The sequence below is a fragment of the Paenibacillus mucilaginosus 3016 genome (assembly GCF_000250655.1).
Taxonomy (GTDB): Bacteria; Bacillota; Bacilli; order Paenibacillales; family NBRC-103111; genus Paenibacillus_G; species Paenibacillus_G mucilaginosus.
On the sequence record NC_016935.1, the window covers coordinates 3,109,497 to 3,132,922 of the forward strand.

General features: G+C 55.5%; 28 protein-coding genes. 21 read left to right on the plus strand and 7 right to left on the minus strand.

Annotated elements, in window-relative coordinates; genetic code table 11:
* Positions 1 to 71 precede the first annotated feature (71 nt).
* The 4 genes from PM3016_RS13330 (at position 72) to PM3016_RS13345 (ending at position 3,012) form a co-directional block, all read left to right on the plus strand.
* Positions 72 to 815, plus strand: a complete 744-nt coding sequence (locus tag PM3016_RS13330) for an SDR family oxidoreductase (RefSeq protein ID WP_014369849.1) — start codon at positions 72 to 74, stop codon at positions 813 to 815.
* Between the two features lie 202 nt (positions 816 to 1,017).
* Complete coding sequence (locus tag PM3016_RS13335; RefSeq protein ID WP_014369850.1) at positions 1,018 to 1,410, plus strand: RidA family protein; 393 nt, start codon at positions 1,018 to 1,020, stop codon at positions 1,408 to 1,410.
* A gap of 224 nt (positions 1,411 to 1,634) precedes the next feature.
* A complete protein-coding gene (locus PM3016_RS13340) occupies positions 1,635 to 2,210 on the plus strand; it encodes a LysE family translocator (protein WP_014369851.1) in 576 nt (191 codons plus the stop codon).
* Between the two features lie 25 nt (positions 2,211 to 2,235).
* Complete coding sequence (locus PM3016_RS13345; RefSeq protein WP_013916141.1) at positions 2,236 to 3,012, plus strand: AraC family transcriptional regulator; 777 nt, start codon at positions 2,236 to 2,238, stop codon at positions 3,010 to 3,012.
* A gap of 47 nt (positions 3,013 to 3,059) precedes the next feature.
* Here the strand turns inward: PM3016_RS13345 and PM3016_RS13350 are convergent, their stop codons facing one another.
* Both PM3016_RS13350 and PM3016_RS13355 read right to left on the minus strand, forming a co-directional pair.
* Complete coding sequence (locus PM3016_RS13350; RefSeq protein WP_014369852.1) at positions 3,060 to 3,413, minus strand: MerR family transcriptional regulator; 354 nt, start codon at positions 3,411 to 3,413, stop codon at positions 3,060 to 3,062.
* Between the two features lie 38 nt (positions 3,414 to 3,451).
* Positions 3,452 to 4,192 carry an SDR family oxidoreductase gene (locus PM3016_RS13355; protein WP_014369853.1) on the minus strand — a complete coding sequence of 247 codons (741 nt, stop codon included), beginning with the start codon at positions 4,190 to 4,192 and terminating at the stop codon, positions 3,452 to 3,454.
* Between the two features lie 175 nt (positions 4,193 to 4,367).
* Between PM3016_RS13355 and PM3016_RS13360 the strand changes: the two genes are divergently transcribed.
* The 6 genes from PM3016_RS13360 (at position 4,368) to PM3016_RS13385 (ending at position 8,469) form a co-directional block, all read left to right on the plus strand.
* Positions 4,368 to 4,757 (plus strand): MerR family transcriptional regulator, encoded by a 390-nt coding sequence (locus tag PM3016_RS13360; protein ID WP_013916144.1) that lies wholly within the window; start codon positions 4,368 to 4,370, stop codon positions 4,755 to 4,757.
* Complete coding sequence (locus PM3016_RS13365; protein WP_014369855.1) at positions 4,721 to 5,458, plus strand: SDR family oxidoreductase; 738 nt, start codon at positions 4,721 to 4,723, stop codon at positions 5,456 to 5,458. The genes PM3016_RS13360 and PM3016_RS13365 overlap by 37 nt, the downstream gene beginning before the upstream one ends.
* 192 nt (positions 5,459 to 5,650) lie before the next feature.
* A complete protein-coding gene (locus tag PM3016_RS13370) occupies positions 5,651 to 6,028 on the plus strand; it encodes a hypothetical protein (RefSeq protein ID WP_013916146.1) in 378 nt (125 codons plus the stop codon).
* A gap of 78 nt (positions 6,029 to 6,106) precedes the next feature.
* On the plus strand, positions 6,107 to 7,057 hold the full coding sequence (locus PM3016_RS41125; protein WP_014369856.1) for a GNAT family N-acetyltransferase: 951 nt from the start codon (positions 6,107 to 6,109) through the stop codon (positions 7,055 to 7,057).
* Positions 7,058 to 7,081: 24 nt separating this feature from the next.
* The gene (locus PM3016_RS13380) at positions 7,082 to 7,312 is read left to right on the plus strand and encodes a DUF7660 family protein (RefSeq protein ID WP_014369857.1); all 231 of its coding nucleotides are present in this window, start codon (positions 7,082 to 7,084) and stop codon (positions 7,310 to 7,312) included.
* A 215-nt stretch (positions 7,313 to 7,527) separates the two neighbouring features.
* A complete protein-coding gene (locus PM3016_RS13385; protein WP_014369858.1) occupies positions 7,528 to 8,469 on the plus strand; it encodes a DMT family transporter in 942 nt (313 codons plus the stop codon).
* A 114-nt stretch (positions 8,470 to 8,583) separates the two neighbouring features.
* On the opposite strand, the gene PM3016_RS13390 is transcribed toward PM3016_RS13385, so the two are convergent.
* Both PM3016_RS13390 and PM3016_RS13395 read right to left on the minus strand, forming a co-directional pair.
* Complete coding sequence (locus PM3016_RS13390; protein ID WP_014369859.1) at positions 8,584 to 9,732, minus strand: RCC1 domain-containing protein; 1,149 nt, start codon at positions 9,730 to 9,732, stop codon at positions 8,584 to 8,586.
* A 208-nt stretch (positions 9,733 to 9,940) separates the two neighbouring features.
* Complete coding sequence (locus PM3016_RS13395) at positions 9,941 to 10,519, minus strand: MOSC domain-containing protein (RefSeq protein WP_014369860.1); 579 nt, start codon at positions 10,517 to 10,519, stop codon at positions 9,941 to 9,943.
* Positions 10,520 to 10,713: 194 nt separating this feature from the next.
* Between PM3016_RS13395 and PM3016_RS13400 the strand changes: the two genes are divergently transcribed.
* From PM3016_RS13400 to PM3016_RS38635, 8 genes are all read left to right on the plus strand, one after another.
* Positions 10,714 to 11,712 (plus strand): glycosyltransferase family protein, encoded by a 999-nt coding sequence (locus tag PM3016_RS13400; protein WP_013916153.1) that lies wholly within the window; start codon positions 10,714 to 10,716, stop codon positions 11,710 to 11,712.
* Between the two features lie 279 nt (positions 11,713 to 11,991).
* Entirely contained in the window at positions 11,992 to 12,414 is a 423-nt protein-coding gene (locus tag PM3016_RS13405) for a mechanosensitive ion channel domain-containing protein (RefSeq protein WP_014369861.1), read from the plus strand.
* Positions 12,415 to 12,435: 21 nt separating this feature from the next.
* Positions 12,436 to 12,633: an LSm family protein gene (locus PM3016_RS13410; protein ID WP_013916155.1), complete on the plus strand. Its 198-nt coding sequence runs from the start codon at positions 12,436 to 12,438 to the stop codon at positions 12,631 to 12,633.
* A gap of 53 nt (positions 12,634 to 12,686) precedes the next feature.
* Positions 12,687 to 13,151, plus strand: coding sequence for a DUF1796 family putative cysteine peptidase (locus PM3016_RS13415; protein WP_014369862.1), 465 nt, complete (start codon positions 12,687 to 12,689; stop codon positions 13,149 to 13,151).
* A 65-nt stretch (positions 13,152 to 13,216) separates the two neighbouring features.
* A protein-coding gene (locus PM3016_RS41370; RefSeq protein WP_420798945.1) for an IS3 family transposase occupies positions 13,217 to 14,772 on the plus strand; the annotation gives its coding sequence in 2 pieces (ribosomal slippage) (positions 13,217 to 13,868 and positions 13,868 to 14,772; 1,557 coding nt in all).
* A 67-nt stretch (positions 14,773 to 14,839) separates the two neighbouring features.
* Positions 14,840 to 14,992: a hypothetical protein gene (locus PM3016_RS38140; protein ID WP_238540506.1), complete on the plus strand. Its 153-nt coding sequence runs from the start codon at positions 14,840 to 14,842 to the stop codon at positions 14,990 to 14,992.
* 326 nt (positions 14,993 to 15,318) lie between these two features.
* Complete coding sequence (locus tag PM3016_RS13430; RefSeq protein ID WP_013916157.1) at positions 15,319 to 16,518, plus strand: DHH family phosphoesterase; 1,200 nt, start codon at positions 15,319 to 15,321, stop codon at positions 16,516 to 16,518.
* A gap of 33 nt (positions 16,519 to 16,551) precedes the next feature.
* Positions 16,552 to 16,713, plus strand: a complete 162-nt coding sequence (locus PM3016_RS38635; RefSeq protein WP_013916158.1) for a hypothetical protein — start codon at positions 16,552 to 16,554, stop codon at positions 16,711 to 16,713.
* A 173-nt stretch (positions 16,714 to 16,886) separates the two neighbouring features.
* Here PM3016_RS38635 and PM3016_RS13435 read toward each other — a convergent pair whose 3' ends face one another.
* The gene (locus PM3016_RS13435) at positions 16,887 to 17,504 is read right to left on the minus strand and encodes a TetR/AcrR family transcriptional regulator (RefSeq protein ID WP_014369864.1); all 618 of its coding nucleotides are present in this window, start codon (positions 17,502 to 17,504) and stop codon (positions 16,887 to 16,889) included.
* A 194-nt stretch (positions 17,505 to 17,698) separates the two neighbouring features.
* On the opposite strand from PM3016_RS13435, the gene PM3016_RS13440 reads away from it, so the two are divergent.
* Positions 17,699 to 18,916, plus strand: coding sequence for an MFS transporter (locus PM3016_RS13440; RefSeq protein WP_014369865.1), 1,218 nt, complete (start codon positions 17,699 to 17,701; stop codon positions 18,914 to 18,916).
* A gap of 211 nt (positions 18,917 to 19,127) precedes the next feature.
* Here the strand turns inward: PM3016_RS13440 and PM3016_RS13445 are convergent, their stop codons facing one another.
* Both PM3016_RS13445 and PM3016_RS13450 read right to left on the minus strand, forming a co-directional pair.
* Positions 19,128 to 19,835 carry a response regulator gene (locus PM3016_RS13445; RefSeq protein WP_014369866.1) on the minus strand — a complete coding sequence of 236 codons (708 nt, stop codon included), beginning with the start codon at positions 19,833 to 19,835 and terminating at the stop codon, positions 19,128 to 19,130.
* Between the two features lie 6 nt (positions 19,836 to 19,841).
* Positions 19,842 to 21,458, minus strand: coding sequence for an ATP-binding protein (locus PM3016_RS13450; RefSeq protein ID WP_014369867.1), 1,617 nt, complete (start codon positions 21,456 to 21,458; stop codon positions 19,842 to 19,844).
* Positions 21,459 to 21,813: 355 nt separating this feature from the next.
* Between PM3016_RS13450 and PM3016_RS13455 the strand changes: the two genes are divergently transcribed.
* Together PM3016_RS13455 and PM3016_RS13460 are read left to right on the plus strand one after the other, a co-directional pair.
* Positions 21,814 to 22,062 (plus strand): hypothetical protein, encoded by a 249-nt coding sequence (locus PM3016_RS13455; RefSeq protein WP_014369868.1) that lies wholly within the window; start codon positions 21,814 to 21,816, stop codon positions 22,060 to 22,062.
* Positions 22,063 to 22,064: 2 nt separating this feature from the next.
* A complete protein-coding gene (locus PM3016_RS13460; RefSeq protein WP_014369869.1) occupies positions 22,065 to 23,375 on the plus strand; it encodes a CitMHS family transporter in 1,311 nt (436 codons plus the stop codon).
* Positions 23,376 to 23,426 lie beyond the last annotated feature (51 nt).

Consider the following 23,426-nt stretch of genomic DNA (forward strand, 5'->3'; position numbering starts at 1 on the left):
TATAGACGTGCAGTACAACGATTTCGGGTTCCGGTGCTGCGAATTCTAATCCCCGACAGGAGGACTTTACAATGTCACAGAACAGCAACAAAATAGCGCTAATTACCGGCGCGAACAAAGGGATTGGCTTTGAGACAGCGCGCCGCTTAGGTCAACAGGGAATTACGATACTGGTTGGTGCTAGAAATAAAGATAGGGGACAGGATGCTGCAGCAAAGTTGTGCGCTGAAGGTGTGGACGCTTGTTTTTTGGAGCTGGAAGTCACCAACCCTGACTCCATTACGGCAGCGGCAAAAGAAATCGACGAGCAGTATGGCAAACTGGATATTCTGATTAACAATGTGGGAATAGTGACTGGAAATCCGGAAACGATTCTCATCCCTTCCCAGACAGATGTTAGACTACTGAAAGCAGCGTTCGAAACCAACTTTTTCAGCATGTTCGCCGTGACTCAATCGATGCTTCCGCTTATTCATAGATCAGACGCAGGCAGGATTGTGAATATGTCAAGCGGACTCGGTTCATTGACCCAGCAAAGCGATCCAACGAGTGAATTCTATGATCATAAAATTTTTCTTTACAACTCGACGAAAACGGCGGTCAATACGATCACGGTTCACTTGGCGTACGAACTGCGGCATACAAAAATAAAGATTAATTCGGCAGATCCGGGGTTTACGGCAACCGACCTTAACGGATTTCGAGGCACACGGACGGTGGAGCAAGCTGCAACGGTTGTTGTTCGCCTCGCCACGCTTGCAGAGGATGGGCCTACGGGCGGATTCTTCGATGAGAACGGCGCTCTGTCGTGGTAAGTCAGTGAGGAGGAGCCTTTACAGTTTTCTAATGCAGACAGAGCAGGAATCATGTTTTATTTGAAGGCATTGAAGCAGATTTGATTGAAATGGAAAACCCGTACACTATCTTTTCTGGTAGCACCTATCAAAAAAGTGCGTACTATTTTATTTGTTGCATTCATTTTATACTAGCCTTACTTTGAACTGAAGGAGAGATAAAATGAATACGGCTAAAACCTACAATCACGGTGTGCCATGGGAAGAAGCTTTCGGAGTCACTCAAGGTTACAGCATCAACGGGACGATCTACATTTCGGGACAATTTTCCCATGATATGCAGGGCGAGTTTGTTGGCGAGGGCGATTTCGAGACACAGACGCGGCAGACGCTGGAGAACCTCGACCGCGTGCTGGAAGGTTTTGGTGCCACAAGGTCGAACATCGCTGAGATCGAGGTCTTTCTGACAAATCCGCAAGAGCACTTCGAGCAGTCCGTCGCTCTTTACAAGGAGTATATTGGCGACCATCGGCCTGCCGCTACTCTCATCGGCGTGTCGGGGCTGGCCTTCCCTCACCAACTGATTGAAATCCGCGCCGTCGCCTGCACGAACTAACTCGGTCGAAGGGTCATCGCCAAGAAGCCAAAGTCCCCACCTCAGCTCAGCCAGAGGGGGGCTTTTTTTATGCCTAAACATGGAAGGATCCAACCATCCAGCCATTAGGGTCACCGGGCAGCATCAGATCCATGGCGGAAGTAGTTCTCCCTCTGCAATAATATACTATAAGACATTTCGTTTGGAGATGTAGGATATGAGAAGAGCTTGAAAGGAGCATTCTCATGGAGATTACATCTTTTTTGATTTATTGTTTGATTGCTACGTTTACACCGGGACCAACGAATATTGTTATCTTGTCCACGGTGCATCGATTTGGGGCAAAGCAGGCAATGGAGTATACTTATGGAGCAACGCTTGGTTTTGGGTTATTGCTTGTTATTTCTGCCGGCTTGAATACGATGCTGCTAACGGTCATCCCCAAATTAATCCTTGTGATGCAGGTCATCGGAAGCTGCTATATGTTCTATCTGGCATACCAACTCTACAGAACGGATACCTCTAAGCCAGCTGTCACCCAAACGGCAACCTTTATCTCCGGCTTTCTGATGCAGTTTTTCAATCCCAAGGTAGTCCTGTTTACCATAACAGTAATTCCAACTTTTGTTATACCCTATGACAGCGCGATCTCTGCGTTGTCGATAAGCATACTGGCGATCACCGTCATTGGATTTTTGGCATTTACTACATGGGTTCTTTTCGGTACAATCTTCAAGGATTTTTTACAGAAGCATACTAAGACAGTGAATGTAATGATGGCCTTATTTTTAGCTTACGCTGCCGTTATGGTATGGATGTAGGTAAGCTTATGCAGAGGTGTTTGAAATGGACAAATTCGTCTATAAAAAATCAGCAGGCATTACTGCGTTATCGGCAAGTATGACGGAATTTAAGTATAAAAAGCACGCACACCAGGAGTATGCCATAGGAGTTACACTGCGCGGGATCCAGCATTTTAACCTGGACGGTACGTTACAATTATCGTATCAGAATGGGATTATGCTATTTAACCCGGAACAAGCCCATGACGGGATGGCACACGATCATACAGGCCTTGATTATGTCATGTTATATATTGAACCCGAATTGCTGTTAGAGGCAGCTGGGAAAAAGGATATCGTTCGTTTCTCAACTCCTATTGTGTATGACTATAGTCTTGAACAGCAGGTATTACGTCTTTCTCAAGCCGTATTAAGTGAAAAAGACGAGGCGTTATGCAGCGAATTGCTCTTATCCCTTACGGATCGTCTGGTTCGAAGCAACCTTTCTACAGACCACAAGAAGGACAGCGCTCTGCTTAAAAAAGCAAAGGATATGATCCATGCCAGCTTGGAGCATGTACTCAAGCTTGATGATATTTGCAGTGAGCTTCAATTATCGAAATTTCAGTTTATCCGATTATTTAAGGCCCATACCGGAATTTCACCGTACCAATACTTTCTTAACTGCAAAATCGAACGTGCCAAGCAATTAATCGAAAAGAACGGGGATGTTTATTCGGCAGTAGCGGAGTGTGGTTTTGTGGATTTGACCCATTTGAATAAACACTTTAAAAGCGTATATGGAGCAACGGCCTATGAATATTTGTCACATATCAAATGATTTTATGTAACGAGGAAACGGCAGCCGGTCAGGGCTGCCGTTATTCCTCATTCTTCTTTGCGCATGTTCCTGTACAAATCTATTTTTCGATGAATCATAGCCTGATACGCAAACAGTTGATTGATTTGAGAAGTTACGTTTTCGTTTTGTCTTTCGAGGATCCCGAGGCGCAGATCAATGCTTGTACTTTCCTGAACAAAATGCTTAATATCCGATATCGACATGCCAAGGGCTCGGAGGCAGCTAATAAATTCAAGGGCCTCCAGGTCCTTGTCTACATAGCTTCGCATGCCGCTTTCGCTGCGCATCACTGAAGGTAAGATCCCTTCCTTCTCATAATACCGAAGGGTATGAATAGATAACCCGGTTCGCTCTGCAACTTGACCGATGGTATAACTCACATGCCTTCCTCCATAGTTGGGTATAGAAGATGATCTTATTATAGTTCCTGACTGGTGGGCCTTACAATGATTTCGTTAACTGCCGTAGACTCTGGCTGGGAGATGGCGTATGCAATGGAATTGGCAATCGCTTCAGCAGGCAGCGCCCTATGCATGGATTCCTCGATGTCTTTCCTGATCTCGGCATTCGATACGGTATGGACCAGTTCGGTCATTACTCCTCCGGGGCAAATAATCGTAGTCCGGATGTTATTCTCCGCTTCCTCTTGCCGCAGCGCCTCGGTGATGGCCCGAACGGCGAATTTGGTGCCGGAATACACGGCCCATGATTTTCTGACGATATGCCCTGTTACTGAAGAAACATTAATGATATGGCCCCGCTTTTGTGCTCTCATATAAGGAAGTACCGCGCCAATCCCGTACAGCACACCTTTGATATTGATATCGATCATTTGATCCCACTCCGAAACTTTCTTCTCATGCAAATAAGATAAAGGCATGATCCCGGCGTTGTTAACCAACACGTCGATTCGTCCAAAGGTATCGACAGCCAGCCGGGCCAGGTCTTCGACCTCCGGATGAGAAGAGATATCCGTAACTTTGTATATGGCAGCCCCGCCTTGTTCTTCAATCGTGCGTTTCAGTGAAATTAGCCTATCCTCGCGTCTGGCGGCCAGAACGACCTTCGCTCCATTTTGAGCGAGCAGTTTGGCAGCAGCTTCACCGATTCCGCTCGACGCACCTGTAATAATCACAACTTTGTCCTTCACATTCCACATCATTATCCATCCTTTCCAGAACCAGGATGAATTCAGTATAAAGTCTAGAGTTCACTCTAGGTCAAGGGCCGCCCGCAGCGTTTTGAGGACAGCCGGAGTAGGCTGCTTTCTACTTTTTCAGGTAGGATTGACCTTAACATGATGTGATGGTTTAGTATGATTGTGATTCCGATACATGGAGGGGATTGACATACATATCAGTGAGTTATCCAAAAGGACAGGCGTCAGCTTACGTTCATTGAGGTATTACGAAGAAAAAGATTTATTGAACCCCACCCGGCTGGAGAACGGATATCGTGATTATGCTGAAGCTGACGTTGAGAAAGTGAGAATGATACAGCTTTACTTTAGCTTGGGACTGACGGCGAAAGAGATCAACGATTTCTTTGACTGCCTCTTTCAGCAGGGAGAGAAAAAAGAATGCCTCCCTAACGCAATACAAGTGGGAGAAAGAAAATTAACCGAGATTCGAAGCCAAATCGATTGGTTACAAAAAGCGGAGTCTCAATTGGAGAGGAGTCTGTTGAGATGGAAAACGATCATCAATCCGAACGAATTGCTTTAGTAACGGGGGGAAACCGAGGAATCGGGATGGAAATCGCTCGTCAACTTTCCTTAAAAGGCTTACACGTCTTGATCGGATGCCGGGACGGGGAAAAGGGCAGGCTCGCGGTTGAACAATTGAACCGGCAGGAAGGAGTTAAAGTGGATTGGGAAGTCGTGGATGTGAGCTGCCGCGGGAGTATTGACGACATGATGAAACGGATCGTTAGCAAATACGGCCGTCTGGACGTGCTTGTAAATAACGCAGGGGTCATTTTGGATAGAGGAGTATCTATCTTGGAAGTGAAGGAAACCGTGATGAGAGAAACCTTCGAAACCAATTATTTCGGAGTTCTGAATCTCATTCAAGCCGTGGTTCCTTTGATGAAAAAGCAGAATTATGGTCGCATCGTTAATCTCTCATCGGGAGTAGGCGCCTTTCAAGTTCACCAAGGCTTATTAGGTCTAAAAGGAAAGTCGGCCGCTTACCGGATATCCAAAACCATGCTCAATGCCTTGACCTGTTTGGCAGCACATGAAGTGGGTGATGCGGACATCAAAGTAAATGCAGCTTGCCCGGGGAGCGTTAGAACCGATATGGGCGGAAAGGACGCCCCCTTGTCGGTCGCTGAAGGAGCAGACACTGCCGTATGGCTGGCTACACTGGAGGAAAATGGCCCAAACGGCGGCTTTTTCCGGAATCGCCTGAAAGCTGAATGGTAGCCGCCGGCTTAAGGACCGAACCGCAAGGGGGCTGCTCTGTCAGTGCAGGCTGCTCCCCTCTGCAAATTCCGCTTGCCCGCACCTCCATAGACCGTAATAATAGAGAGATATGGAAGCATGGTTTCTCCATAAAAAGGGAATGGGCCGGGCAAGCTAATCGGGACGGAATCCAAGCTGTAAGGAGGACAAGGGATGGAAAGCAGTGCTAGCGAGGTCCTGCCGCCGGAGCAGCGGAGCCGGATCGAGGCGGAAGTGGACGGATTGAAATTCACCAAAAACTTCCGCTCGGCGACAGCTGAAGAATGGTATGTCTTTTTGCCGGGGTATCAGGATCCGGTCAGCGGGGGAGCGGCGGGCAAAGCCATCATCCACTACGATCTCTTGGGGAATAAAGAGGTGTTCATCAACACGACGATCATCTACGACGACCCGGCCCTGTATGAGCCGGAGCAGCACGCTCTGGTGTACGCGGTCAGCGAAGAGGTCGTGAACCGGCTGGTCGGTTATGCGGACACGCTGCTGTCCGTTCATTCGGGGGCAAACTCGTATCAAGCGGAATACCTTCAGTGAATGGAATGGATCTGCCTGCCCGGCCGGTGTGCCTGGCAGGTTATATGGGTTAGAACGGGAAAGCGGGGGAGACGTGACATGTGGAGAGGGGCCGCGGCCATGATCCGGAATGAGAGCAGACAGCTGCTGATGATTCTGCAGGGCAGGCCGGAGGAAGAGAAGAAGTGGTCCGTCCCTGCGGGCGGACTGAATGACGGAGAAGCCTTGGAAGAGTGCTGTGCCCGCGAGGTCTGGGAGGAGACGGGGCACCGGGTGCAGGTCGGTGCGTACCTTCATGAGAAGAGAGGCATCTCCCGGGGTTATCCTTACCTGGTCAAGTACTATGAAGCGGAGATCACCGGAGGTGCTCCCGTGATTCAGGACCCGGACGGTCTCATCTATGATATCCGGTGGATGTCGGCCCCGGAGATCCGGGAGCTCGCCTTAACGTACCCGGAGGACCGGGCTTTCCTCTTGGAGTACACGGAACGGGGGGAGACGCCGATCCTCTTCCGCACGAATCCGTTATCCGTGCGAAGGCTGCAGGATGCGGACGCGCCGCTGCTACAGAAGTGGCTGAACGACCCGGAGGTGCTGCGTTATTACGAGGGCCGGGACCGGCCGTATACTGCGGAGATGATACAGGCCGACTTCTATTCCCCGGAGGACCCGGCGGTCAAATGCATTCTGGAGCACAGCGGCACACCGATCGGATATGTGCAGTTCTACACGGTGGATGGGGAAGAGCGAACAGAGTACGGCCTGCAGGAGCGGCCCGGGGAGCGCTGTTTCGGCATGGACCAGTTCATCGGCGAGCCATCCTATTGGAACCGTGGGATCGGAGGGCAGCTGGTGCGCGGCATGCTTCGCTACCTGGCCGAGGAGCAGGGGGCCCAGCGTGTCGTCATGGATCCGCAGGCCTGGAACGAGAGGGCGCTTGCTTGTTATGAGAAGAGCGGCTTCCGCAGGGTGAAGCTGCTCCCGAAGCACGAGCGGCACGAAGGCGAGCTGCGGGACTGCTGGCTGGTGGAATGGCGGCCGGAAGCTTGAGGGGGAGAGGGGGAGGCAGTTGAAATGAATTTTCCTGGGAATGGGCAGCAGGTACAGTCCAAGGAGGATTTTGTCCGATTCCTTTCGGAACTGCGTATAAACTTGTCAGTACATCCTGCGGAGTGGGAAAATAGGAGTCTCGAGAGCTATCTTGAAGCCATGGAAGCATGGCTGGCCGACAGCTCTGCCGATTCTTCCGAGCCTTCCTGGGGAACGCTTGCCGAATTGCTTTTAGCCGCAAGAATATACGAGTGAATAAGAGGAAATCCTCTGCCCAAGAGGTAAACGATGCTAAGAGCTGTCATAGGGGACGTCATCGGATCGGTATTGGATTGGCATAATACCAAATCTATGGAATTCCCGTTGTATGACCGATTCTATGAGATTCACCGATGACACGGTGCTCGCAGTCGCTATTGCCATCAAAGTTCAAAGTACCTATCTAAGCTTACATAAGAAAGAGGATTCACATGCAGACACCACACCAAGACAAGCTGGACGCTTCCAAAAATCCCTATGTGCTTATGCCGATTTTGCTGCTCATGTGGGGCTCCCTGGCGGCGGTAAGCAAGCTGCTGCTGGAGAGGCTCGACAGCTATCAAGTCATGTTTTATATGTATGCCCTGGGGGCGGTCATCTTTTTGGCCATCCTGATTCGCAAGGTGCGCCTGAAGGAAGCGCTGAAGTCCTGGAAGGTGTCAGATTATGGGCTGCTCTTTGCCTGCGGTCTGTTTACGTTTCTCTATGATTTCTTCTACCTCAAATCCCTTGAACTCATTCCCGCCGTCGAAGCGTCGATGCTCAATTACCTGTTTCCGATCTTCATCGTGCTGTTCGCGGTGCCCATCCACAACGAGAAACTGACGTGGGCGAAGCTGGTGTCCGTCGGCATGGGATTTCTGGGTACGGCGCTGCTGACCACGAAGGGGGATCTCGCCAATCTGAACTTCACGAACGCCAAAGGCGATGTGCTGGCTATCCTGGCCGCCGTAAGCTGGGGAATCTTCACCAATCTCGTCAAAAAGAACAAGAAGGACATGGTGGTCAGCACCTTCCTCATTACCGCTGTGGCGCTGGTGTTATCCACCGCCGCGATGCTGGTTTATTCCCGTTGGATTCTTCCGGGGCAGGCGGATTTCCTCGGCGTGCTGTGGCTGAGCCTGAGCAATATTGTGCTGGGCTTCTTCCTGTACTTCCGGGCCCTTGCGTATTCTCCGGCTTCGCTGATCGCCAGCTTTACGTTCTTTACGCCATTTGTTACACTGCTGTTTATTGTCCTCCTGCTCGGGGAGCGGTTAACCTGGGTGGACGGGTTGGCGGCGGTGCTCATTCTGTTCAGTGTGCCGATGCAAAAGATCGGCAGCGTCCTCGCCGCGCGTAGGCCGCCGGGTACGATCAAGCATGACGTATAAGTATCATATGAACCGGCCCGGATGCGGGGATGATTTCCGCACGGGTCGGGTTATCCGCTGCGCCTTAACATAGACCAAAGCCTGCCCCGTGAAGGGAGCAGGCTTTTGGGCGTTCTACTTTGTTCTGAAGTCGACCTGAAGCGGCTTGGGGTGAAAGGTCGCAGAAGTATCGATGCCCCACATCCACAGCGTGCCATCTTTTTTGACGGCCGTATCCGCGTCAACTCCGTGGCGATCGTCGTTGACGGACACGGACACAACGTCCGACAAACCCTCAACCGGGAAGAGTTCCTTCCATTCATCCGGATGTTCCCCGCCCAGGGCTCCCATTCTTAGGGTGAAATAGCCCAACCCCCAGACGGACCCATCCTTCTTCACGAACAGGGCGTGCTTACCGCCGTTATCCAAATCCGTCACTTCGGATAAACCGGGCAGCTGATAGGGGGAGACCGCGGTATCAAAACTGTTTTTTTGTTTGGTCGCAACCATGCCGGTTCCCCATACCCAGACGGTGCCGTCCTTGGACAGAGCGGAGTCGGTATCGAGCTTCACGATCCCTTTCAGTTCTTTGATTTGCTTGGCGGTGGACGCGAGAATCAAGTTTTCATTCATAGTGAAGCCGTATTGACTCTTGGGATAGTCGATGATCCAGACGGTTCCGTCCTCACGCAGGAAGGACACCCCCGTGGATCCGAAGGCCAGGTCCTTGATCGAATCCAGGCCTCGAAGCTGCTGGGCTTTCATTAACGGGATACTGTTTCTGAACCGCCGGGAAGCCGACTCAAACATCCACACCTTCCCCTCTTGATCCACCGCTAAGCCTAGAGTGCCATGGAGGATGACTTTCTGAATTCCATGCAGCCCGGGCACCTGATCACCGAGGGACACGTACACCAGCTCTTTGGTCAGGGTCGGGTCTTCCCTTTCAATCACCCAGACCGTTCCGTCTTCCCTCAAAGCCACCGCCATACTGTTTCCGGAAGCTACGCTCTTTACCTTATCCAATCCTTTGCCTTTCATTAACAGCGTACGATGAAACCCCTCTTTGACTGAAATGGATTGAAGGGCCCTGCCCCATACATTCCCTTGGTCGTCGAGTGCCAGGGGATCGGCTGTGGCTTGGACAATCTTGGGCTGAGCTGCTTCTGTACGGGCGGCGGCTTGGACGTAAGAGGACGTCCCGGCAGGGAGGACGAATATGGCAGCCGCTGTTATTACAGCAGAGTAACGCAGCAGCCGGCTCTTGAGCAAACCAGTTTTCATGCAGGTACCTCCGTTTACAATGAATTAGAAAACCATTTAATTCCATATAAGTAAACGGAAGTAAATAGGGAAATGTTTCAGCTTCAGCCTATTTTGTAAAGCAGCCCATGATATAGACGTTTGGCCCCCGCGGCAGGAGCAGAGGACAAGGCATCCACCCGAGCCGCGGGAGGCACGAATCACCGCACGTTTCTGTTAAAAATAGCGTCTACACCCGGTCCAGCGGCCGGTGGGGCAGGGGAGGCAGCTCCGCCGTGATCGCATCCCCGGGACGGATGGGACCGCCGGCAAGCACAACCGCCATGATCCCGGCCTTCCGGACCAGGCTGCCGTCCGGCCCCTGCTCCAGCACCTGATCCTTCAGTCCGGGCATGAACCGGTCGAGCTGCGGGCAGGGGTTGCGCAGGCCGGTCACCTCGATCACCGCTTCGCTCCCGATCCGCAGCAGGGTGCCTGCCGGGAGCCCCAGCAGGTCGATGCCGCGCGTAGTGACATTTTCGCCCATCTCGCCGGCCCCTACGGGGTAGCCCTTGGCCCGAAGTTCATCATGAAGCTCCGCATGAATCAGGTGCACCTGCCGCAGGTTCGGCTGGGTCGGATCCTGCGCGACCCGGGACCGGTGCTTGACGGTGGCCCCTTGATGAGCGTCTCCCTCGACGCCGAGCCCGGCGACCAGCCGGATCTGTTCCTCGCTTCGCTTGCTGAACGTGTGTCCCTCGCTGCGGCTGACCGCTGTCACCAGGCCTCTGACGACCTGTTGATCCGCTTCCCTCTGAACGACATTCATCGGCATGCCTCCCGGCCCCCATTCGTAACGACTTCGTCCGAAACAGGGTTAGAATAGATTTCCAATTCGAGGTTATCACCCGGATCCGGTGGTGGCAAGCACCTATTTTGCCCCGGCTAGGGCGCATACAGCTACCCGGTGTGCAGGTACCGCATACACTGAAAGCATATGGACAAAAGGGAGTTGTTGCGTCAGTGGCTGTCATCATTTACCCCAAGACTCTCAGCTGGAATTATATGAAGCAGCGGCCGCAGCAGCTCATGACCCATCTGGGCAGGCTCGGGCACCGGGTATTCTTCGAGAACCTCGCTCCGCTCGAGGTGCAGTTCCGGGAAGTGGAGCCGAACGTATTCTTGTTCAATGATACGCAGAGGCTGATCGGGCAGGTGCTGCCGGATCTGAGACGCACCGAGAGAGTCGTCGTGTGGACGACATGGGCCAAGCAGCGCACCCGCATTCCTCTTTTCCGTCCGAACGGGGTGATCTACGACTGCTGCGACGAATTCCCGCAGTGGGCGAAGTACGAAGCGCCGATGGTGGCTTATGCCGACCATGTCGTCTGCAGCGCGGAAGTGATCCGGCAGCGAATGGAGCTCGCCTATCCGGGTCAAGACATCACACTGATCCGCAATGCCGCCGATGAGCGGTTCCTGGCCCGCGATCCGCTGCCCCGGCCGGCTGATCTGCCGCCGGGCCCGGTCGTCGGGTACATCGGCGCCTGGGCCTACTGGGTCGACCATCCGCTGATGATGGCGATGGCCCGGTGGTTCCCGCACGTGCAGTTCGTCTCCATCGGGGCGGCTTACGGCGATGTGCCGTCCTATGACGACTATCCGAACGTGCATGTGCTCGGGGAGAAGCCGCACGACGCGCTGCCCGCTTATCTGCAGCACTTCCAAGTCGCGATCATTCCGTTCCGCTATCATCCGATTACGCTGGCCACCAATCCCGTCAAGGCTTACGAATATCTCGCCGGCGGCGCCCGCGTCCTCTCCACGGCGCTGCCCGAGTGCATCGCCATGAACCCGCATGTCGTCACGGCAACGACGCATGAAGACTTTGGCTGGAAGCTCCACAAGCTGCTCAGCGAAGCGGATTCCCCCGATGCGGTGGAGCAGCGGCGCGCTTATGCGTATCGCAACCGTTGGGAAGAGCGGGCGCTCCAGGCGGATGCCATTATCCGATCGTTGTAAGCAGGGGATCTCGAAGGGTACAAGGCGCTGCGACCGGAACCGACAAAGAGGGCCGTGCCAGCAAGCAGCCGGCCCCCCCTTTGCAGCTCGTGCTTGCATACAGCAGTTGGTCGGAGGTGCCGGCATGCGCCGGCTGTAAGGGCCGCGGGGGCCGGTCGCAAGCCTCGCAGGGGACCGCATGTGCCCTTTTTGTCATGATGCCCTCACGCGACTCTATCAATCTCTCATACATTGTTATGCACCACTTATTCCCAGTAGCAGAAGGGAGTTTTGCATATCATGTGTTTCTTTTGCTGGAAGCCAAGCAGAGAGCTGGAGAGAAGGGTGCGCCGGCTCGAAGTGGAGTTCGAAGCATTCCGCGAGCTCACGGCCGGGGAGATTCAGCGCCTTGAGCAGGAGCAGCTGGCCCTGAAAGCGGAAGTGACAACGCTCCGCGGCGAGCTGCTGGAGCTGGAAGGGCAGTGGATCGCCCTGACAGCCGAGGTCGCCGAACTGCGCGAGCAGGTGGAGACCGGGCTGTTCCCGCAGCCGGAACTGCGCGCGTTCCTCGAATCGAAGCTCGGCGATACCGTCTCCATTACGCTGCCTGACGCGTCGCTGCAGGGCGTGGTGATTACGGTAGGCGTTGACGCCGTTCAGATCCGGGAAGCGTCCGGCGAGCTGGTGACCATTCCTCTGGCGCAGATCACGGCCGTGCAGTAACCAAGGAGAGGAGAGATCGTCATGAATTTCAAGCAGATGCTATCGGCTTTCATTGGCAGTGAAGTGGAAGTGCTGGTGCCCGGTGAGCTGTTTACCGGTGAATTGCTCGCGGTAACCGGCTCCCGGATCACGATCAAGGTGGCGCCGGTGATCTATGGCCCTCCCGGGGACGAGGCGGTTATTCCGTTCCGTTCAATCCAGTTTGTCCGCGTCGTATAAGCGATGAACCCCTAAACGGGAATTATCTCAGCATATAGAAGGGAGTGAAATCCATGCGCTGGAGTACTGCTTCCCGAAGCTATGATGTCGTGATCTCGCTGGGGTCCAACTGCCAGCCCGCCTATCAGCTCCGGAGGCTGAAGCTGCGGCTGGCCACCTATCCGTTCGACTGGTTTTATTTCTCGAATACCGCAGAGGTGACGAAGGTCCTGCAGACGGAGTTCGCCGAGTTCATGCGTCTGGAGAATCTGGAGCCGGGCCGGCCGAGCCGCGTGACGACCCTCGTGCGCGACAGCCGCACCACCTGCTGGTCGTATCATGATTTTCCCCTGCCGACTGAGCCGGGCCAGGATCCGCTGTACGGGTATCCGGAGTTCCGTGCGAAGCTGGACCGCCGGATTGACCGCTTCCTCCGCACCGCCCGCAGCGGCAGACGCATCCTGTTCATCCGCAATCTGGTCCGCAGGGAGGAGGCTCTTCCCCTCAAACAAGCGCTCGATGCGCTGACAGCTCCCTGATACGCTCCCCATACGGTAGACAGGTGAAATAATAAAAAACCTGTTACTGTAAGGGGAGCTTTTTCATGTCTAAAGAAAAATACTGTGCTACGGAGAAACTTGCTATCCTTGAAGAAGTTTCAAGTGGAAAAATTGGTTTTATCGCTGCAACCAAAAGATACGGTATGAATAAAACAACTTTAATGAAATGGCAGCGTCGTTATAAGCTATATGGGTATGAAGGACTGGAAAGAAGTACTCGCAATCGAAGTTACAGCGCTGAGCTGAAGCTTCAAGCGGTGAAAGATTATGTAGAGGGTGGATTGTCAAAATACCGGATCATCGACAAATACAGGATCTCAAGTACAACGCAGCTTTCTAACTGGATTAAGAAGTATAATGGTCATAGCAGCTTAAAAGCCTACAAAGGGGAAGCACAAGCTATGACAAAGGGTCGCTCTACTACGTGGGATGAGAGGATCGATATCGTCCACTATTGCCTGGCACATCAGCATGACTATCATAAGACAGCTGGCCAGTTTCAGGTCTCCTACCAGCAAGTATATCAATGGGTGAAGAAATTCGAAGCCGGCGGTGCGGATGCTTTAAAGGATGGCCGGGGGCGAAAGAAGGCGCCGGAAGAGATGACGGAGGCAGATCGCCAGAAGCTCGAGATGAAGAAGATGGAATACGAAATGGAGAGGCTTCGGGCGGAGAATGCATTTCTAAAAAAGTTACGGGAAATCCAAAGGAGGCGAAGCTAAGCCAATATCGCCAAGAGAACGTCTACCTTGCCATCCAAGCGCTTCAGGAAGAGGAGTCGATCAGCATTCAACTTCTGTGTGAAGTCGCAGGAGTTGCACGCTCAAGCTATTACAAATGGTTAAACCGCAAACCCAGCTCTCGTGAGCAGGAGAATGAGCGGCTGACAAAGATGATGATGTCCATATATGAAAAAGTAGAGAAAACCTTTGGGTACCGCCAATTAACACTCCACATGCGCAAGGAAACCGGACAGACGATTAACCATAAACGCGTGTACCGGCTGATGAAAGTCAAGGGAATCCAGTCGGTCATCCGCAGGAAGAGAAAGAAATACCCTCATTCTACTCCCCAGCACGTGGCCGAGAATGTGCTGAATCGTAATTTCCAAGCAGCTGAACCCAATGAGAAATGGGTAACGGATGTAACAGAATTTAAATACGGCAACGGTCAGAAAGCGTATTTAAGCGCGATTCTCGATCTTCATGATAAATCCATCGTCTCCAGAGTAGTGGGGCATTCCAACAACAACCCACTTGTTTTCGAGACGTTGAAGCAAGCCTTGCAAGCAGCTCCAGGAAGCAAACCAATGCTTCATAGTGACAGAGGATTTCAATACACTTCACTTGACTTCAAAAAGCTTTTGGACGATAACGAACTGACTCAAAGTATGTCCCGGGTTGGGCGGTGTATCGATAACGGGCCGATGGAATCCTTCTGGGGGACCTTAAAATGCGAGAAGTATTATCTACACACTTACCAAACCTTTGAGGAGCTTGAGAGAGACATTCTGGCTTACATCGATTTTTACAATAACGAACGATTACAAGCAAAACTAAACGGCCTCAGTCCAATGGAATACAGGACCAAGGCCGCTTAAGATTTTTATTTTTTGTACTGTCTACTTGACGGGGGGCTGTTCACCCCGCGGATGCTCCCTTCTGATTGTGAACTACCATGAAGAGGCGTCCGGGGTGCAGGAGGAAGAGTGGAATCTCGACGGGGTATATGCGGTGAAGATCGCCAAGGGCACCCAGTGGTACGGGGACTCCGTGGCCTGGGATATGCTGATGAAGAATGTAAGGCTGACAGGCAGGTAGCCGATGACAGTAAAAAGAAAAGGGCTGCTGCGCTTCGTGTGCAGCGGCTTCTTTGAATTTCAGTGAATGAACCCCCGCAGCAGTCCGTTTTCGTCATCTGCCTTACCACATACTTTCTTACCATGGGCAGCCCATACAATCACCTCTGCCTGCGGCAGGGGAGGTTCCGTCTGTCTGTGGTACTACCTCCGTCCAGGCCAGACGCTGGCGGGCGCTGTACTGTACTTATCCCCCCCCCCCCGGGTCTCTGGCGCATAATTCCAGCGTACTCAGGGCATTTTATCCCTCGTAATCCTAACATGCATATGCGGGAGGAGCCCGAAGCAATGTACTATCTCTATACCCATAACGATCTCGACGGGCTGGGCTGCGGCATTCTGGCCAAGTGCGCGTTCGGCGACAAGGTGGAGATCCGCTACAATTCCATCGCCGGGCTGAACACGCAGGTGGAACGGTTCCTCGAGCGGGCGAAGAAGAAGAAACACCTGTTCATTACGGACCTGGCGGTCAACGAGGCCAATGAGCAGCGGATCGAAGACTTCGTGAAGAGCGGGGGCAAGGTGAAGCTTATCGATCACCACAAATCCTCGCTTCACCTGAACCGTCACCCCTGGGCGCTCGTGGAGGTGGCATATGACGACGGGCGGCTGGCTTCGGCAACCTCGCTGTTCTATGACTATCTGCTGAAGGGCCGGCTGCTGAAGCCGAGTCCTGCCATTGAAGAATTCGTGGAGCTTGTCCGCCTGTACGATACCTGGGAATGGGACGAGGCCGGGAACCTGGAGGCGAAGCGGCTCAGCGACCTGTTCTCCATGCTGTCCCTGGAGGAGTTCGAAGAGCGGATGCTCGAGCGGCTGATGACCGGGGAGCCGTTCGCCTTCAGTCCGCTTGAGCTCGAGATGCTCGGGGTGGAGGAAGAGCGGATCGGCCGGTATGTGCGCCGCAAGAAGCGGGAGATCGTACAGACCTTCGTCGGCGGCCACTGTGTCGGTGTGGTGCATGCGGAGTCCTACCACTCCGAGCTGGGCAATGAGCTGGGCAAGGAGTATCCGCACCTCGACTACATTGCGATCATGAACATGGGCGGCAAAAAGGCCAGCTTCCGCACAATCCACGACGATGTCGACGTGTCCGCCGTAGCGGGACAGTACGGGGGCGGAGGCCATGCGAAGGCCGCGGGCTGCCCGATGACCGAGGAGGTGTACCGCCACTTCGTCGCGGAGCCGTTCACCAAAGAGCCGCTGCGGATGGATGCGTTCCGCAACGAGTACAACGTCAAGGATTCGACCTACGGCACCTTGTACGAGAACGGCAAGGAGCAGCAGATGTTCATTTTCGCTTCGGGCGATGACTGGATCGTCGATGTGGAAGGGGATGAGCTTAACCGCACCTTCCCGGCATTCGAGGAAGCCGAGCGGTACGTCAAGCGGCAGTACGGCGCCTGGCTTGTGCGCGACGAGGTATACATCGCCTATCTCATGGAGCATATGAGCCACCGCAAGTCGCAGGCGCTCGTACTGATGTAGTTCCAAGCCGAAGGAAAAAAGGGGGCTGGCGAAGTGAATCGGGAAAACGAAGGGCAGCGGGAGTACGAATCGGAGGACGGGGCGGACCTCGGAGCGATCCAGCGGCGGCTGGAAGAGGCGGAGTCCATCACAAGGGTGCCGGGCGAGTCCGCGATCGATGCGGCGGATGCGATGGATGCGGAGCCCCGGGACTGAGCAGCCTGGAGCGACGAAGAGCAGCATGCTGCTGAATCGAGAAGACTGGCGAGATATCCATTCTGATAATTGCCCAAAAAGAGCCGGTGCGGTGCACGGGCTCTTTTTGGGTTTGCTGTGAAGGGAATGTGCTTGCGGCTCACACAATCATGCCGGCCGAAGGTCCCGTCTTGTTAGGCTCTGTCTTCTGCCACGCAAAAGAAGTCAAGGATGGCATCCCAGGTTTCCGTGCGGTTGTCACAAATCTTAAAGCCCTGCGACTCCGAAATCATTCGGGCATGGGCGATCGTCAGGAAGTAAAAAGCGAGCTCCCTCGGAGGCCCTGCCCTGAACTGCCCTGCAGCCTGTCCTTCGGCGAAGATGCCCGCCAGAATATCCAGGTTCTCGCTCATCTTGCCCCGGACAGAGGCCTTCAGCTCCTCGGAGATCGTATCGGAGGAGAAGATCTGGTCGACGAACATCTGATAGAACAGGGCTTCATCCCAAGGCTCGCTGCGGAACTTGTCGATGAGCCGTTCCAGCTTGCCCTTCGGCGTGCGGTCGAGCGAATGGATCCAGAGCAGGATGTTCTCCAGCACGTTCATATTCATATCGAGAAGGGAGAGATAGATCTCCTCTTTGGAACGAAAATAATTGTAGACGAGCCCGTGGCTCATGCCGGCCTTCTTGGCAATATCGGAGATTTTGGTGGAGGTCAGCCCCTGCTTTGCGAAGAGCTCCACCGCAGCGGAAAGAATCTGGCTGCAGCGTTCCTTGCGGAGTTCCTGGTCTTTGGCTGTGTTTCTTGGCATGGTACCGAACCTCACCTCTTCCTGCTGGACTCCTCACCGGGTCGCTCTTATGATAGTGCGGCTGGGCTGAGGTGTCAAGAACCATAGGGGGCCTATATTGTTACAGATTGACTTAAAGTCAATCTGTGATATACTACCTTAAGAGAGAAACCGCCGGCCCCCGGCCGGAAGAAAGAAGAGGAGAAACCAAAGTCATGTCAGAGTTACAAAATAAGAAATCCCCGCTCTATATCCTGATGATCAATATGTTCATCGCGATGCTGGGGATCGGACTCATTATTCCCGTCCTTCCCGAATTCCTGAAGCATTTTGATGCGGGCGGCCAAACCGCCGGCTATCTGGTGGCCGCCTTCGGCCTGACCCAGTTCATCTTCTCGCCGATCAGCGGAGAATGGTCGGACAAATACGGGCGCCGCAAGCTGATCATTCTCGGCTTGGCGATGTTCACGATCTCCAACCTTATATTCGCCGCGGCGGAGCAGATCTGGATGCTGTACGTGTCCCGCTTCGTCGGCGGTATCGGCGCGGCAGCCATGATTCCGTCCATGATGGCTTACGTGGCGGACATTACCGATGAGAAGAACCGCGGCAAGGGCATGGGCTTGCTCGGGGCCGCCATGTCGCTCGGCTTCGTGATCGGGCCAGGTATCGGCGGCTTCCTCGCGGAATTCGGCTTCCGGGCGCCGTTCTACGTATCGGCCGGCGTGGGCCTTGTAGCCTTGCTGCTCTCGCTCATGATGCTGCCGGAGACCCTGTCCGCCGCGCAGCGCGAGTCCGCGAAGAACAGCACCAAGAAGCGCGAGAGCATCTTCAAGCAGCTCGGCCGCTCGTTCAACGCCCCGTACTTCGTACTGCTGCTGCTGGTCTTCTCGATGACCTTCGGCCTGGCGAACTTCGAAGCGATCTTCCCGTTGTTCGTCGACCAGAAGTATGGCTTCACAGCACGCGAAATCTCGATTCTGATCACGATCGGCGCCCTGATCGGTGCCGTTATCCAGGCCGTTCTGATCAACAAGCTCCTGCTTCGCTTCGGCGAGCGGAAGCTGATCAACCTGACATTCCTGCTTTCGTCGGTGATGCTCGTGCTGATGCTGGTGTCAGGCGGCTTCTCGTATGTGCTTGTCGTGACGCTGCTCTTCTTCACCTTCACCTCGATCATGCGTCCGGCGATCAATACGCTGCTGTCCAAGATGGCCGGTGAGGAGCAGGGCTTTGTGGCAGGCATGAACAACGCCTACATGAGCCTCGGAAATATTTTCGGACCCGCCATTGCCGGCATCCTGTTCGATGTTCACATCAACATTCCTTATCTGCTCGGCGCAGCCGTGCTGATGGCCAGTCTGTTCATCTCCCTGGCGTGGAGCCGCCGCACCAATGTGGCCGGCCGCGTCAGCTCCCAGGGCAGCGTCTAAGCGACGGTCCTTGGGTACGCAGCTCCGAACATCTGCGATATGCACAATGAAACAAGCACCTTCGTTTCCTTTGGGAAGCGGAGGTGCTTGTTTGTCGTCCCGGGGTAACCGTGGACCGGGTCCCTATGAAGGAGGGAAGCGGATAGGCGATGAAGTGCCCGCCCTGCGGGGCATCTGCACTTCTAGATCCGCTTGCATCAGGCCGCCGGCTTCACGGCAGGCGGCGGGAATACTTGCGTTCCGGCCGGCCGACGGTGCCATAGACGATATCGACCTGCACCTCGCCTACGGAGACGAGGTATTCCAGATAGCGCCGCACGGTGGAGTGGCTCATGCCCGCCACGGCGGCGAATTCGTCGGCGCCGTTCGGTTCGTCCAGCGTTCGCAGCTTGTCCCTCACGAGCTTCAAGGTCAGCTTGTCGATGCCCTTGGGAAGGGCCGTCTGCTCCCCGCCGGACCCGCCGCTTCCCGCCGCGGCCGCCGGCCGGAAGAGCCGGTCGACTTCATGCTGTTCCATCGTCTGCCGCTGTCCGAGCTGCACGCGGGTTTGCGCGTACTGCTCGAGGGTGGCGGTGAACTTGTCGAGAAGGATCGGCTTGATGATATACCCGTAAGCGCCTCCGCGGATCGCTTCGCTTACCGTATCGGTATCGTTGGCCGCGGTGATCAGGATCACGTCGGTCTTCAGCCCGTGCTGTCTGACATGACGCAGTACGTCCATCCCGTTCATGTCGGGGAGGAACACGTCGAGCAGGATGAGCTGCGGAGTTACCACCTGGAGCAGCCCGAGCGCCTGACCGCCGGTCGCCGCCGTGGCGATCATGCGGAAGCTTCCGAGCTTCGCCGCGAACTGCTCGTAGATTTTGGCCGCCACAGGATCGTCTTCGACGATCATGACGGTAATCGCTTCATCGGACACTGGGAATCACCTCGCTTCGCGTGTGGATGGAGGACACTTGGGCACGGTGACGGTGAACCGGGCGCCGCCGAGCCCGCTCCGGTCCAGATAGATCTGTCCGTGCACCGACTGCAGCGCGTGCTTCACGATCGCCAGGCCAAGCCCCCGGTTCCCGCCCGGCTTCGTCGAGTACCCGCTGACGAACACGTCCGCCTCGCGTTCCGGCGGGATGCCGGGCCCGTTGTCTTCGATATCGAAGACGATATCGTGGCCGAGATCCGTGAAGGACAGGCGAACCAAGGGCTCGCCGTCCTGCCGCCCGCGGGCGGCCTCCATGGCGTTGTCGAGCAGGTTGCCGAGGACGGTCACCAGCGCCTGGCTGTCCAGCCCTTCGGGGGGGCCCGTCAGGTGGCTGTCCGGGTCGATCTCGAGCTGCACCTTGAGCTCCCGGGCCCGGTTCGACTTGCCCAGCAGGCAGGCGGCGATCAGCGGGTCCGGTACGGAGCTCATCAGGAAGGCGATCACGTCCTGCCGCTCGCGGACCTCGCCCGAGATGATCTCGGCAGCTTTATCTGTATGCCCGAGTGTCAGCAGGCCGGAGATCGTGTTCAAGGTATTGAGGTACTCGTGCGTCTGCGCCCGCATGTTGTCCGCGAACGCGCGGATTTTGGAGAACTCGCCGGTCAGCCGCTCGATCTCCGACTCGGTATGGAAGGTGAACACCGTGCCCTCGGCGCGGCCGCCGCTAAGGATCGGCTCGGCGTGCAGCGCGTACACCTCGGAGTCGAGGAACACGCGGTGGTCGCTGTAGCCCTGCCTGGTATCGGCCACCTCCCGGGCGGCTTCCAGCAGGGGGCGGTGGGTCAGCCTGCCGCCGACCGCAAGGGAGTGCATCTGCAGGAGCTCCCGGGCCCGGCGGTTCATCGTCACGATGATCCCCTGCCGGTTCACGGCGACGATCGCATCCCGGATCGCCTCGATGGTCGCTTCCTTTTCTTTGAACAGGAAGGCGATCTCACCGGGCTCCAGGCCGAAGATCAGCTTTTTGACCCGGCGTGCGATCAGGTAGGCGCCGATGATGCCGGCGGCGAGCAGCGCGGCGCTCAGACCGGCAATGCTGCGCGTATAGCCCTCCACGACGCTGCGGATGCTGCCCGAGGTAAATCCGGCGGAGACGATCCCGATGACCTCCCCGCCGGCGTTAAGCACGGGCGTTTTGCCGCGCAGGGACGGTCCCATCGAGCCGACGGCCTCCGAGATGATCGATTCTCCGGCGAGCACGGGGGCATTGTCGCCGCCCTGCATCTCGCCCCCGATCAGCTCCGGGTTCGTATGCGAGTAGCGGATGCCCTCCCGGGAGCCGACGACGACGTAGCTCGCCCCGGTCTCCCGGCGGATGCGCTCGGCGATCGGCTGGATGACGGCGGCCGGGTCGGGATCGTCGAACGCCTCGACGATCCGCTCGTTCAAGGCGGTCATGCGGGCGACGTTCAAGGCGTTCTGGCCGATATAGCTGGCGACCACCCGCTCGAGCAGAACGGAGAAGAAGGTGCCGGCCAGCAGCATGCTGGCAAAGACGACGACAGAGATCAGCAGAACGATCTGCGTCAGCAGACGCAGTCTCGGTTTCGGTATCGCGAACATGAGCACGGGGCCTCCTGGTTCTTCGAAGCTGTGGTTCTGCGTGGATCGCATGGCTGGTCCAAGCCCTTCCGACAGGGGAATCAACGTATGCCGGCCTCGCCCTCCGGAAGAATGCAATGGTAAGACAGATGGTCATTTGCTCATTGTACCAGATTCCTTGTATTCGCTTCCATCGGTGGAGAGGGGAGAGTGCCGTGAAATTTATGAAAAAAATGAACTTCATGAAAAAAATCCAACTTATGCGTGGAAACTGTTCCCTTCCCCTCCCGGTCACTATACTACTCGTAAGACCAAAGTAATGCGCTTACATGGAAGGGGTTCCAAGGAGCGCAGGCGATCAGGGAGGATGAAGAGAATGCAGGCACAGCATATAATGCTCAAAGCTTACAGGAGAATGAAAGCGGTTAAGACGATGGAGGGAGCCTCGGCCTGTCCGCTGTGCGGCGCGGGTGCGGCTCCCGGCGGCCGGCCGGAGGAGCTCTGCGGAACGTGTGTGGATGTGCTGGAATTCGGCTATGCTTCGTTCCCGGCCTACCGCCTGGAAGACAAGCAGGTGTTGGAAGGCTCCATCCGGGTGCTTCCTTCCACGGCAGGGGGGTGCTGAGGATGTTTCTCTCTCTGCTCGGTTTCGGGATGATCACGGTCTTCATGTACCTGATCATGACGAAGCGGATTTCGCCGCTCGCGGCTCTGATCCTCGTGCCGATTGTCTTCGCCCTGATCGGGGGCTTCCATGCGGAGCTCGGGACCATGATGCTGGCCGGCGTGAAGACGATTGCCCCTACCGGTGTCATGCTGATCTTCGGCATCCTGTATTTCGGCGTCATGATCGATGCCGGCCTGTTCGATCCCATGGTGAACAAGACGCTTCAGCTCGTGAAGGGCGATCCGGTCAAAATCGTCGTCGGCACGGCACTGCTGTCGCTGTTCGTCTCGCTCGACGGGGACGGCTCCACTACGTATATGATTGTCGCCGCAGCGATGCTGCCCCTGTACCAGCGGCTCGGGATGAACCCGCTGATCCTGTCCGCGGTGACGATGCTCGGCAGCGGCGTCATGAACATTACCCCGTGGGGCGGTCCGACCGCCCGGGTGATGAGCGCCCTGCATCTCGACGCCTCGGAGGTGTTCACGCCGCTGATTCCGGGGATGGTCGCTGCAGCCGTATGGGTCGTCTTCGCCGCCTACCTGCTTGGGCGCGGGGAGCGCAAACGGCTCGGGCTCGAAGGCGCCCTGCGCCATCCCGAGCAGGAGGCGGCCATCGCCGGACTCGCGGCTTCCACGGAAGTGCTCGAGCATAAGCGGCCGAAGCTGCTCTGGTTCAACTTTACGCTGACGGCCGCACTGATGACCTGTCTGATCCTGAATGTGCTGCCGCTGACCATTCTTTTTATGATCGCGCTGGCGATTGCCCTGATCGTGAACTATCCGAAGCTCGCGGACCAGAAGGATCGGCTGGAAGCCCATGCGGGCAATGCGCTCGCTGTGGCAGGCATGGTGTTCGCCGCCGGGATCTTCACCGGCATTCTCTCCGGCACGAAGATGGTCGACGCGATGGCCCAGTCGCTCGTCGCCGTCATTCCCGAGGCGCTCGGGCCGCATATGCCCGTGATCGCCGCGCTCGCTTCCATGCCGTTCACGTTCTTTATGACCAATGATGCATACTATTTCGGTATCCTGCCTCTGATTACGGAAGCCGCTGCGGCTTACGGGGTCACCCCGGCCGAGATGGCCAGAGCTTCGCTGCTCGGGCAGCCTGTGCATCTGCTCAGTCCGCTCGTACCCTCGACTTACCTGCTTGTCGGGCTGGCCGGCGTTGATTTTGGCGACCACCAGCGGTTTACCCTCAAATGGGCGGTGGGCACCACGCTCGTCATGCTCGCGACGGCTCTGCTGCTCGGCGTGATCGTGTTCTAAATGAACAAAATGTGAATTAATGAATTAAATAGTACACATTAAACAAGAAAT